Origin of the sequence: Flavobacterium sp. UBA4854, assembly GCF_002399805.1 — a bacterium.
Lineage (GTDB): Bacteria > Bacteroidota > Bacteroidia > Flavobacteriales > Flavobacteriaceae > Flavobacterium > Flavobacterium ginsengisoli.
Genome location: NZ_DHEI01000105.1, coordinates 53,486 through 65,493, shown reverse-complemented (window position 1 = coordinate 65,493; position 12,008 = coordinate 53,486). Strand labels below are relative to the sequence as shown.

Sequence of the window (12,008 nt, the reverse complement as noted above, 5' to 3'; positions counted from 1 at the left end):
GTTCCAATCGTTACGCTCTTCGACTTCGCTCAGAGTGACATTCAAAGTGATAATACGACATCAAAAATTACAAATTCAACAAAAAACCATGAATTTAACGTACATTTGCACAAAATTTAAAGCAAATGAGCACTTTCGAAAAATTTAATCTTCCAAAATCATTACAAAAAGCAGTTGACGAATTAGGATTTGTTACGCCTACTCCTATTCAAGAAAAATCTTTTTCTGTAATCATGTCTGGACGTGATATGATGGGAATTGCACAAACTGGAACTGGTAAAACATTTGCTTATTTACTGCCTCTTTTAAAGCTGTATAAATTTACTCATACCAATACACCAAAAATTGTAATCCTTGTTCCAACTCGTGAATTAGTAGTTCAGGTTGTAGAAGAAGTAGAGAAACTGACTACATACATGTCGGTTAAAACTTTAGGTATTTACGGTGGTGTAAACATCAATACTCAAAAAAAAGCCGTTTATGAAGGTGTCGACATTTTAGTTGGAACACCAGGACGTACTATGGATTTAGCACTTGACGCGGTAGTTCGTTTTGACGAAACACAAAAATTAGTAATTGACGAGTTTGACGAAATGCTGAATTTAGGTTTCAGACCACAGCTTACTTCGCTTTTTGCAATGATGAAAACGAAACGTCAAAATATTCTGTTCTCTGCAACAATGACAGATGAAGTTGATGATTTGTTAAATGATTATTTTGATTTTCCTGAAGAGGTAACATTAGCTCCATCAGGAACTCCACTAGAAAAAATTACACAGCTTACTTATAACGTTCCGAATTTTAATACCAAAGTAAACCTTTTAAAACATTTACTGGAAACTGACGAAAGCATGAGCCGTATTCTAGTTTTCGTAAATAACAAAAAGATTTCGGATATGCTTTTCAATCGTATCGACGAGCTTTTTGATGGACAATTTGGTGTAATTCACTCCAACAAATCTCAAAATTACCGTTTGAGCACAATGGCCGAATTTCAGGAAGGAAATCTTCGCGGTTTAATTACAACCGACGTTATGGCAAGAGGTTTGGATATTTCGAATATTACCCACGTAATTAACTTCGAACTTCCAGAAGAACCAGAATTGTATATGCACAGAATTGGTCGTACGGGTCGTGCAGACGCAACGGGAAAAGCAATTAGTTTTGTTACTCCAAGAGAAGAAGAATTTAAAATAGAAACAGAACTTTTAATGGATCAAGAGCTTGAAATTGCCGATTTTCCTGAAGAAGTTGAAATTTCAGAAAAGTTAATTGAAGCTGAAAAAGATAAATTACCTAGAAAATTTCTACTAAAAAAACCAAAACTAGAAGGTGACGGTGCTTTCCATGAAAAATCTAAAAAGAACCAAAAAGTCAATCTTGGTGGTCCTTCAAAAACCAAAAAGAAAACGCATGGTTCTGTTAACAGAAACATGTTGAAGACAAGAAATGAGAAGAAGAAGAAAAAATAACTTTTTTTTGGATGCTAAGCTACTAAGTTGCTAAGGTTCTAAGTTTTTTATATAACACTAAAAAAGGGTAAAGATTCTTTGAATCTTTACCCTTTTTTAACCTTAGAAGCTTAGCATCTCAGCACCTTAGAATCTTTTTTACTAAATCTTAGTAAAAACCAATCCAACTGGCGAACACAACTGGATTCTTCTGCCAGTATCTGTAAGTTTTCCTGTTACGATATCTCTTTTAAAAATAACTATATCATTAGTATATTGATGACCTACTAAAAGGTAATTTCCTGTAGGATCGATACCAAAATCTCTTGGACCTTTTCCTAATGTGCTTTGTTGTTCTACCAATTCTAAAGCTCCTGTTTTAAGAATTTTGTAAACCGAAATTGCATTAGCATCTACACGATCGGTAACATATAAAAAGTTTCCGTCTGGCGAAAGTTTAATTGCAGCCGCTCCCGTTCCTCCTTTAAAGTCTTTTGGAAGAATACTTGTTTCTGCTACAACTTTTAAAATTCCTGTTTTATCCCAGCTTAAAGTCGTCAAAGTTCCATCTAGCTCTTGAACTAAATACACAAATTTTCCGTCTTTACTAAAAGTCAAATGTCTTGGCCCACTTCCTGGTTTTACGTCGACACTTCCTTTCAATGTCAAAATTTCGTTTTTAGCCGTTGGATTGTATTTATATATAAACACTTTATCTAACCCCAAATCATTAGAAATCACGAACTTTTTGTCTGGAGAAAAAACCACCATGTGTACATGCGCTTTTTCCTGACGCGCCGCATTTGGCCCTTTTCCTTCGTGCTGAATCAACTGTTGTGCTTCTGTAATGCTCCCATCAGCATTCTTTTTAAAAACTGCAATGCTTCCGCCAGAATAATTAGCCGCGATGACATGTTTATCATCATTTATCAAATGGCAAGGATCTGCTCCTAAAGCATCATTTTTATTCAAAAGATTAATTTTTCCAGATTGCGAATCATAAGAAAAAGAGCTTACAGTACTTTGCGTTCCATTTTCGTTTACGGCATAAATAAACTTATTATCTGCTGATACAGATAAATAACTCGGACTTACAACATTTTCAGAAGAACTCTTTAGTTTATATTCGCCATTAGAAGCATCAAACTCATACACATAAACACCATTGCTTTGGCAAGTATTCGTGTAAGTTCCAACCAATAAATTGAATTTATTTTGAGCTTTAACAGCTGTAATTGATAAAGCTGAAAATAAGACTAGATATATTTTTTTCATAATTTGTTTTTTTTGATTAGCTAAAATAAGCAATATATCCATTTGAAACAGTCCCTTTATTGCAAGAAATTACAAAAGTTACATTTTTTTTTGCCTCGTAAGTTCATCACAGTTATAAGTCTTACATTCTACTTTTAAGTTTACTTACAATCTCTTACATGAACTTATATGGTTTAATAAATTTTTAATTTGTATTTTTGACCAGCATCTTCGCGAAAAACAAAACGTAGTGAAGTAAATCGAAGCCAGAATGCATTTTAAACATCCCGAAATTCTATACTTTCTGTTTTTATTGATCGTTCCAATTTTGGTTCACTTATTTCAATTAAGACGATTTAAAACTTCCTATTTCACCAACGTTCGATTCTTAAAAGAACTTGCTATTCAGACTCGCAAGAGTTCTAAAATCAAAAAACGTCTTTTATTAGCTACACGATTATTATTGCTTGCTTGCGCAATTATTGCATTTGCACAGCCTTTTTTTGCAGCTGCTGACAGCAAAAACGCTTCAAATGAAATGTATATTGTGCTAGACAATTCTTTTAGCATGCAGGCAAAAGGAAAAAAAGGCGAATTACTAAAAAGAGCCGTTCAAGAATTACTTGAAAATACTCCAGAAAACACTCAATTTTCGCTTTTAACAAACACCGAAAATTTTTGGAATACTGATATTAAATCATCAAAAAGCGCTTTACAAAATCTAAAATATAGCGCAACTTCTTTTGATCTTGCAACAATTACAGCCAAAATAAAAGCGCACAAAACGGCTCATAAAAAAGATATTGTCATTATTACCGATGCTGTTGGTTTAAAAGAAACAGCTATTAAGAATCTAGATTTTGAAGAAAAGCCGTATTTCATAGTTCCAAAAGCAGAACAAAAAAACAATGTGTCAATTGACAGCGTTTACATCAATCAGACTTTAGAAAATTTTTATGAAATCGGAATTAATTTATCCGCTTATGGCGAAGATTTTAAACCTGTTTCAACGGCACTTTACAATCAAAACAAATTGATTGCCAAAACGATTGTAAATTTTGATATAAAGAAAAAGAAAATCAATTTCACGATTCCAAAAGAAGCTTTTCATGGTTACGTTGCGATTGAAGATAATGGTCTGACTTATGACAACAAATTGTTTTTTAGCATTTCTAAAAACAAAAAAACAAACGTTATTAGTATTGGTGAACCAGAAAAAAGCAATTTCTTATCGAGAATATATACTTCTGGTGAATTTAACTACAACAATTATTCTATCAGTGCTTTAGATTACAATAGTTTAGAAAAACAAAATACTATTATTTTAAACGAATTGATTGACATTCCGCAAGCCTTGCAAACCACTTTAAAAGCTTTTGTTTCTAAAGGCGGAAATTTGGTTATCATTCCATCTGACAAAGCTTCTCTTTCAAGCTTAAATGCATTGTTGGGGAATTTTGGAAAAATTCAATTTGGGAATTTAGAGACCAACAGTAAATTAATCACTAAAATTAATTTTGATCATCCCTTATTTTCAGGTGTTTTTGAAAATAAAATAACGAATTTCCAATATCCAAAAGTAAACAGTTCATTTGCTGTTTCTAGTCCTTATCCAGCTGCTCTTTCATTTGAAGACCAGACTGCTTTTGTTACTTCTGTTCAAAACCCAGTTTCTGGAATAACCGTTTTTACAGCACCAATAAATAGCGCCAATTCAAATTTTCAGCAATCGCCTTTAATAGTTCCGTTATTTTATAAAATCGCGCAAAACAATCAGAAAACTGGTGTAAATGCTTTGACAATTGGAAACAATCAGCCTTATTTTGTTGATGTTTTATTGACTAAAGATGCTATTTTGGAAGTAAAAGGAACCGACGATTCGTTTATTCCAATTCAGCAGATTCTAAACAATAAAGTCAAACTAACTTTTAATGATTTTCCAGAAACCGCTGGAAACTACAGCATTTTTGACAAAAAAGAATGGGTTGAGAATATCAGTTTTAATTACAAAAGAACCGAAAGCGATTTGAGTCAAGTAAACACGAATGTGGTCTCTGATTTTAAAACTGCTGATACAATTTCGACTATTTTTAATACGTTACAAACAGAACGAACTGACAGCCAAATTTGGAAATGGTTTGTTATCTTTGCACTGTTATTTTTAGCATTAGAAATGGCAATTATAAAATTTGTAAAATAGAATTCACTTTTGTTTGAAAGGTCTTTTACTTTTACAAAAATCATTTTACGACAAAAAATTATCTACATATGAAACTAATCATCAAAAGCGCCAAAATTATCGACTCCAAAAGTCCGTTTCACAATCAGACCGTTGATCTTTTAATTGCAGATGGTGTAATAGAAAAAATAGGAGTTTCTCTTCCTAATGACGATGCAGAAGTGGTACGATTTGACGATCTTCATGTTTCTCAAGGATGGTTTGACAGTAGTGTTTCTCTTGGAGAACCTGGTTACGAAGACAGAGAAACTATCTCAAACGGATTGAATGTTGCCGCAAAAAGCGGTTTTACAGCAATTGCCTTACAGCCAAATTCATTACCTATTATTGACAACCAATCTCAGGTAAATTTTGTAAAAAATAAAGCAAATGGTTTTGCAACAGAAATTTTCCCAATTGGAGCTTTAACTAAAGCTAGTGAAGGAAAAGATATGGCCGAACTTTTTGACATGAAGAATTCTGGAGCGATTGCTTTTGGAGATTACAACAAAAGTATCGACAACTCTAATATCTTGAAAATTGCTTTACAATACGTGCAAGATTTCGACGGATTAGTTATCGCATATTCGCAAGATCCGAACATTAAAGGAAATGGAGTTGTAAACGAAGGTATTGTTTCTACAAGATTAGGTTTAAAAGGAATTCCGAATTTGGCGGAAGAACTTCAAATTTCAAGAAACTTATTTTTATTAGAATATACTGGGGGAAAACTTCATATTCCGACTATTTCTACTGCAAAATCGGTAGAATTAATTCGAGAAGCTAAAGCTAAAGGTTTAAACGTAACTTGTAGCGCATCTGTTCATCATTTGGTTTTAACTGATGAAAAACTAGACGGATTTGATACTCGTTTTAAAGTAACACCTCCGCTAAGAACTGAAGTTGACAGACAAGCTTTATTGAACGGAATTGCTGATGGAACAATCGATATGATTACTTCAGACCATAATCCGATTGATATCGAATTCAAAAAAATGGAATTTGATACTGCTAAAAACGGAACTATTGGTTTAGAAAGTGCTTTTGGAGCTTTGTTGACCGTTTTACCTGCAGAAACAATTGTAGCAAAACTAACTGCCGCTAGAAAGGTTTTTGGTTTGGAAAGCCATACAATTGAAGAAGGCGCAAAAGCAAATATCACTTTATTTTCAACAGAAGGAAAATCAACTTTTACGAAAGAAAACATTCTTTCAAAATCTAAAAATTCTGCTTTTTTAGGAACCGAAATTAAAGGTTCTGTTTACGGAATTTTAAATCAAAATCAATTAGTTACAAAATAATACAAATGAACAATTCAGTCGAAGAAGGAAAACCAATCGCTATCACGAGTTATATTCTAATCATTGGCGTTTTAATTGCCATGAGTATGAATTCTGAAAACAAAAACAGTTTTGCTTCTTTTCATATCCGTCAGTCTTTGGGCTTGTCTTTAACTTTTATCTCCTTCGGAGCAATAATCAGTAATTTTGATAGTTTTTTTATCACTTTCCCAATGTGGATTTGTATTTCAATTCTGTGGACTTTCGGTATTTTTAATGCTATTCAAGGACAAATGAGACCGATTCCTTTAGTTGGAGAATTGTTTCAAAAATGGTTTAAGAAAATTGGATAAATTTTAAAATTCCAAATTGAAACCAAAAATGAAACCTAAAAACTTTGTCAAAGTTTAAAACTTTGACAAAGTTGGAAAATTCACAATTCACAACTTACAACTCATAATTAAAAAAATGAATCTATCTTTAGAATATAAAATAAGAGAACCAAAAGTAATTTTAGATAAAAATCCTTTATTGCTTTTATTGCACGGATACGGAAGTAATGAGGCCGATTTATTCTCTTTTGCTTCTGAACTTCCTGATAATTATTATATCATTTCTGCAAGAGCTCCTTACGATTTACAGTATGGCGCTTACGCTTGGTACGCGATCAACTTTGATGCAGATCAGAATAAATTTTCAGATAATGAACAAGCCAAAACTTCAAGAGATTTAATTGCAAAGTTTATTGATGAATTAGTAGCAAATTATCCAATTGATGCCAATAATGTAACTTTAATCGGATTCAGCCAAGGATCTATTTTAAGTTATGCAACAGCGCTTTCTTATCCAGAAAAAATTCAAAGAGTTGTGGCAATGAGTGGTTATTTTAATGAAGAAATCATCAAAGAAGGTTTTGAAAACAATGATTTCAAAAATTTAAAGTTTTTCGCTTCACACGGAACTGTAGATCAAGTTATTCCGATTGAATGGGCGAGAAAAACACCTGCTGCTTTAGAAAAATTAAATATTCCGCTTACTTATAAAGAATATCCTGTTGGACATGGAGTTGCTCCTCAAAATTTCTTTGATTTTAGGAATTGGCTGCTTAGTTAGTATTCAGTCATAGTTTAAGGTCGCAGCTTTTTACTAAATAATTTATTTTATGGCAACAGATTGGTATCGAAGAAAATCTTGGTCGAAAACAGATGAAGAAGAATTCTTTGCGAAACTTTCTCGTGCCAGAAAAGATGGAAGAGCTCAATATCTTAAAATTCAAGCAATAGAATTAGTTGACACTAAAAAACCCAAGCTTTTACAAATTGCAAAGGAATTATTAAGCAAAGTTCTAAATGAATATCCAGACGACAACTTCAACAAAGGTTCTGTTTATCATACTTTTGGAAATATTTTTCAACTTGAAAACAATATAGAGAAAGCACTTGAATATTTTAAAAAAGCTGTTGATTTTGAAAAAACATTTCCAAATGTAATTACTCAATCGTATTTAGATTATGCTGAAATTGTAGTTAAAAATCAATTCATAGATTTATATCCAGTAGCTGAAGAAATGCTGGAAAATAAAATTTCAGGATTGTTGTTTCCTAATGAAAAATATATTGCTTTCTCTTTACTTGCAATAATAAACTTTTACAATTCTAAAGCAGAGATTGGCAAAAAATATGCTGAAATGGCAAATGAAAATGCAAACGCAGAAACCTCTGGCTTGAGTTATCATAAATACTTGGGAATCGTCTTAAAACGAGATAGCCTACTAGACAAAGTAACTAAACCATTTTTAAAATCTTAATTAAAATGAATACAAAACTTGATAATTCAGCATTAATTTTAATTGATATCCAAAAAGGCTTTCACGATGTTGCGTATTGGGGCGGAGATCGAAATAATGTTGATGCAGAGCAAAAAGCGGGCGAACTTCTGAAAATTTGGAGAAGCAAAAAAATGCCTATTTTTCATATTCAGCATTGTTCTTCAAATCCAAATTCGCTTTTAAATGAAACAAATCCAGGTAATGAATTTCAAGATATTGTAAAACCTCTTGAAGGAGAAATAATTATCAAAAAGAATGTCAATAGTGCTTTTATTGGAACGAACTTAAAAGAGCTAATTGACACTGCCAAAATCACGAATCTTGTAATTGTAGGTTTAACTACAGATCATTGCGTTTCTACCACAACAAGAATGGCAGGAAATTTTGGTTACAATGTTTACCTAGTTTCTGACGCAACAGCTACTTTCAATAAAAAAGGCGTAAACGGAGAAAATTTCTCTGCCGAATTAATACATCAAACCGCTTTAGCAAGTTTAAACGATGAATTTGCTCACGTAGTAACTTCTGAGTTTATTAAAGAGATTGGTTAGTTTTCACAACAGTTGTTACTTTGAGCGAAGTCAAAGAGCTTCACGTGGCTTCGACTTCGCTCAGCCTGACAAACTTAAACTTAAAACCAATTGAACACTGAATTATTCTCCCGTATAAAGAATCTTCCCTGCTTTTTTCAGAACATAGCCTTTCCAAGGTATTAACTGCCAATCGCCGTTAACCCAAGAATCGCCTTCTGACTTTCTTTCTAGAATAATTGATTCTTTTTGAGTATCAAGAAAAAGCTCAGCTTTATTTCCATCAAAAATTACATAGGAAACCGTAGAATAAGTTTTTCCATCTTCTGCATGATTCAGTCTTGTGCTATTTTCAAAAACTCTGATACATTCTTTTTTCAAAACCGACCAAGTATAACCAGCTGAAGCTTTACAGCCATGAGAATCAGAATCTCCGCCAACGACAGTTTCTTTTTTCGGTTCTTTTGGAGTTGTACTTACATTTTCTTGAGAAACTTTTTTCCCGCACGAAATTGTACTAGCAATAATCAAAAACAAAAACATCTTTTTCATAATCCTAATTTATTTAAAGGCCAAAAAAAATAGGATTATAAAATCCTATTTTTGATATAACCAAGTTTGATTTACTTCAAAGGTAATATTATCATCGTTATCAACAAAATATTTTAACAAGACTTCTCCCCATAATTCTCCATTGCTATAATCTGCAATAATCCATCTGTGGTTTAAAATTTTTACTTTATTAATGATAAATTTAGTTGGCCCAATCTGGTCTTGCCCTGTATATGGATTCCCTTTTGGATTTGAATTGAAATCTAACAGCTTTTCTGTTACAACCGGAATTAGTTTTTCATACAAAATCACTTTTCCTCCAGAGGCGCTATTATCAAAGTAATTTTGAGCATTTTCGTTATGCTCTAAAGAAAAATAATCAGCTTCAGCCAATTTGTTTTTCATGAGGCTAATGCTGTCTCTTAATTTCTTAGTTGTTTTATCATATCGGTCTTGTCCAAATTTCACTTCCCCACTGTAAAATGCATACGTAAAGACATTCATTAAAATGGCAAGAATAAAAAGATAAAGCATTAAGGATTTTTTCATTGTGTGGTATATAATTAAATTGTAATTTCTAAATTGTCGTAAGCCAAGAAAACATTATCTGGAAGTGTTTTCTGCACTTCTTCGTGAAACCCTAAAACGTGGCTAATATGAGTTAAATAAGCTCTTTCAGGTTTAACAAGATTAATAAAATCAAGTGCTTCTTGTAGATTAAAATGCGTATTGTGAGGTTCGACACGCAGAGCATTGACTACTAAAACTTTCAAACCTTTTAGCTTTTCAACCTCAACTTGCTCGACTGTTTTTACATCTGTTAGATAGGCAAAATCATCTATTCGGTATCCAAAAACCTGAAGATCTCCATGCATTACATTTATCGGAATTGCTGTTTTATCTCCAACAGCAAAAGGTGCATTATTTTGCACTTCTATTGTTTTTACGCTTGGAGCTCCTGGATATTTGTTTACCGTTTCAAAAACATAATCAAAACGGCGTCTTAAATTATCTAGGACGCGTTGATGCCCATAAATCGGAATTTCACCCTGTCTAAAATTAAATGGGCGTATATCATCTAAACCAGCAGTGTGATCTGCATGCTCATGAGTAAAGAGAATTGCATCCAGTTTCTGGCATCCGCAAGAAAGCATTTGCTGTCTAAAATCGGGGCCACAATCTACAACATACGAATGATCGTCCCATGTTATCCAAATGGATACACGAAGCCTTTTATCCTTAGCATCAGTGCTTTTGCAAACAGGATGATCGATTCCTATAATTGGAATGCCTTGAGAAGTACCTGTACCTAAAAAATAAACCTTCAATTGAACTTAATTTTTTTACAAAAATAGGATTATTTCTCTTTCATTAGAAGCCTAATTTACTAACTTTGTAACAAATCTATTTAAAACAAAATGGGTACAGAAATAAAACTCAAGGGTGACAAGGTCATCGAACAGATTCCTTCTATAAAAGACAAAGCGTTACGCATTAATTTAAACGAAAATATTTACGGAACATTTGCTGAGATAGGCGCTGGACAAGAGACAGTTAGACACTTTTTCAGATCAGGAGGTTCGTCGGGAACTATTGCAAAAGCGATGTCTGCCTATGATAAAGATTTTAGTGATGCCATTTATGGAACTGAAAGTGACGGAAGATATGTTACTGAAGAACGATTAAAAAAAATGCTTACTCATGAAGGACAAATCATTGAAGAGCGTTTAAGTCGTGAAAAACACCCTACAAAACTTTTTTTTAGCTACGCCAACACTGTTGCCACAATAGATTTTGCTAAACAATTTAAAGGTCACGGCTGGGTCGGAATTAGATATCAAATTGAACCCGACGAAGCTTATAACGAAATTATCCTGCATATTCGTTTTAAAGAGACTGATGCTAGACTACAACAAGAAACACTTGGTATTTTAGGAGTTAACTTAATTTACGGTGCTTTTTACAAATATAACGATCCAAAACGATTACTTCGTTACTTATATGACCACTTAGATAAAGATCAATTAGAGATCGATACTATCAACTTTTCTGGACCTCGTTTTGCTGATGTAGACAATCGTTTGATGAGTTTACAATTGGTTAAAAACGGAATGACAGATGCCGTAATGTTTAACCCTGAAGGTAAAAACATTCTTCCTGCAGCTATTTTATACAAAAAGAACCTTTTAGCTTTAAGAGGAAGTTTCCGTCCTGTTACGAAAGTAAATATGGACATGTATGAAAAGTCGTTAGAAATGTTTCTGAAAGAAAACAAGGTTGAAGAAAAAAATACTCTTGTAATTTTTGAAATTACACTTTCGAATTTACGCTCTGATGGAGAAATTGACGAAAGAGATTTTATGGACAGAGCCGAATTGCTATGTTCTCTTGGTCAAACGGTTATGATTTCTAATTTCCAAGAATATTATAAAGTTGTAGAATACTTTGCAAATTATACCAAAGCCCGTATGGGATTGGCAATGGGCGTAAATAACCTTGTTGATATTTTTGATGAGAAATACTACCGCCATTTAAGTGGTGGAATTCTTGAAGCTTTCGGAAAATTATTTTACCGTGATATGAAAGTATTCTTATATCCAATGTTAGATGAAGATGGCTCATTAATGAACTCGAATAACTTAAAAGTTCATCCTAGAATGAAAGAATTGTATAAATTCTTTAAATTCAACGGAAAAGTGGTTGATATTGAAGATTACGATCCGAATATCTTGGATGTTTTCTCTAGAGAAATCTTAAAAATGATCAATCAAGGTAAAACCGGATGGGAACCAATGCTTCCTCCAGGAATTCCTGAAATTATAAAAGAGCATCATCTTTTTGGATATCATCCGCAGAAAGAATTAGAACAAAATACATAATAAAAAAAGTCCCTTT

At 32.8% G+C, this 12,008-nt stretch carries 12 protein-coding genes; 8 read left to right on the top strand and 4 right to left on the bottom strand.

Annotated elements, in window-relative coordinates; translation table 11 throughout:
• The first annotated feature begins 125 nt into the window (after window positions 1-125).
• On the top strand, window positions 126-1,472 hold the full coding sequence (locus tag B3J44_RS15630; protein ID WP_286969511.1) for a DEAD/DEAH box helicase: 1,347 nt from the start codon (window positions 126-128) through the stop codon (window positions 1,470-1,472).
• Window positions 1,473-1,613: 141 nt separating this feature from the next.
• Here B3J44_RS15630 and B3J44_RS15625 read toward each other — a convergent pair whose 3' ends face one another.
• On the bottom strand, window positions 1,614-2,726 hold the full coding sequence (locus B3J44_RS15625; RefSeq protein ID WP_286969509.1) for a lactonase family protein: 1,113 nt from the start codon (window positions 2,724-2,726) through the stop codon (window positions 1,614-1,616).
• Between the two features lie 250 nt (window positions 2,727-2,976).
• On the opposite strand from B3J44_RS15625, the gene B3J44_RS15620 reads away from it, so the two are divergent.
• The 6 genes from B3J44_RS15620 to B3J44_RS15595 all read left to right on the top strand — a co-directional run bounded on the left by B3J44_RS15620 (window position 2,977) and on the right by B3J44_RS15595 (window position 8,582).
• Window positions 2,977-4,905, top strand: coding sequence for a vWA domain-containing protein (locus B3J44_RS15620; protein ID WP_286969507.1), 1,929 nt, complete (start codon window positions 2,977-2,979; stop codon window positions 4,903-4,905).
• A gap of 68 nt (window positions 4,906-4,973) precedes the next feature.
• Window positions 4,974-6,224 (top strand): dihydroorotase, encoded by a 1,251-nt coding sequence (locus B3J44_RS15615; RefSeq protein ID WP_286969505.1) that lies wholly within the window; start codon window positions 4,974-4,976, stop codon window positions 6,222-6,224.
• 5 nt (window positions 6,225-6,229) lie between these two features.
• Window positions 6,230-6,556 (top strand): hypothetical protein, encoded by a 327-nt coding sequence (locus B3J44_RS15610; protein ID WP_111366791.1) that lies wholly within the window; start codon window positions 6,230-6,232, stop codon window positions 6,554-6,556.
• A gap of 115 nt (window positions 6,557-6,671) precedes the next feature.
• Window positions 6,672-7,316: an alpha/beta hydrolase gene (locus B3J44_RS15605; RefSeq protein WP_286969501.1), complete on the top strand. Its 645-nt coding sequence runs from the start codon at window positions 6,672-6,674 to the stop codon at window positions 7,314-7,316.
• Between the two features lie 49 nt (window positions 7,317-7,365).
• Window positions 7,366-8,010, top strand: coding sequence for a hypothetical protein (locus B3J44_RS15600; protein WP_286969498.1), 645 nt, complete (start codon window positions 7,366-7,368; stop codon window positions 8,008-8,010).
• 5 nt (window positions 8,011-8,015) lie between these two features.
• A complete protein-coding gene (locus B3J44_RS15595; RefSeq protein WP_286969495.1) occupies window positions 8,016-8,582 on the top strand; it encodes a cysteine hydrolase family protein in 567 nt (188 codons plus the stop codon).
• 102 nt (window positions 8,583-8,684) lie between these two features.
• On the opposite strand, the gene B3J44_RS15590 is transcribed toward B3J44_RS15595, so the two are convergent.
• The 3 genes from B3J44_RS15590 to B3J44_RS15580 are packed head-to-tail and all read right to left on the bottom strand — an operon-like array spanning window position 8,685 to window position 10,441.
• On the bottom strand, window positions 8,685-9,113 hold the full coding sequence (locus tag B3J44_RS15590; protein ID WP_286969493.1) for a hypothetical protein: 429 nt from the start codon (window positions 9,111-9,113) through the stop codon (window positions 8,685-8,687).
• 45 nt (window positions 9,114-9,158) lie between these two features.
• Window positions 9,159-9,662 carry a hypothetical protein gene (locus tag B3J44_RS15585; RefSeq protein WP_198857076.1) on the bottom strand — a complete coding sequence of 168 codons (504 nt, stop codon included), beginning with the start codon at window positions 9,660-9,662 and terminating at the stop codon, window positions 9,159-9,161.
• Between the two features lie 14 nt (window positions 9,663-9,676).
• Window positions 9,677-10,441, bottom strand: coding sequence for an MBL fold metallo-hydrolase (locus B3J44_RS15580; protein WP_286969490.1), 765 nt, complete (start codon window positions 10,439-10,441; stop codon window positions 9,677-9,679).
• 90 nt (window positions 10,442-10,531) lie between these two features.
• Between B3J44_RS15580 and B3J44_RS15575 the strand changes: the two genes are divergently transcribed.
• The gene (locus tag B3J44_RS15575; protein ID WP_198857074.1) at window positions 10,532-11,992 is read left to right on the top strand and encodes a TonB-dependent receptor; all 1,461 of its coding nucleotides are present in this window, start codon (window positions 10,532-10,534) and stop codon (window positions 11,990-11,992) included.
• Window positions 11,993-12,008: the final 16 nt, after the last annotated feature.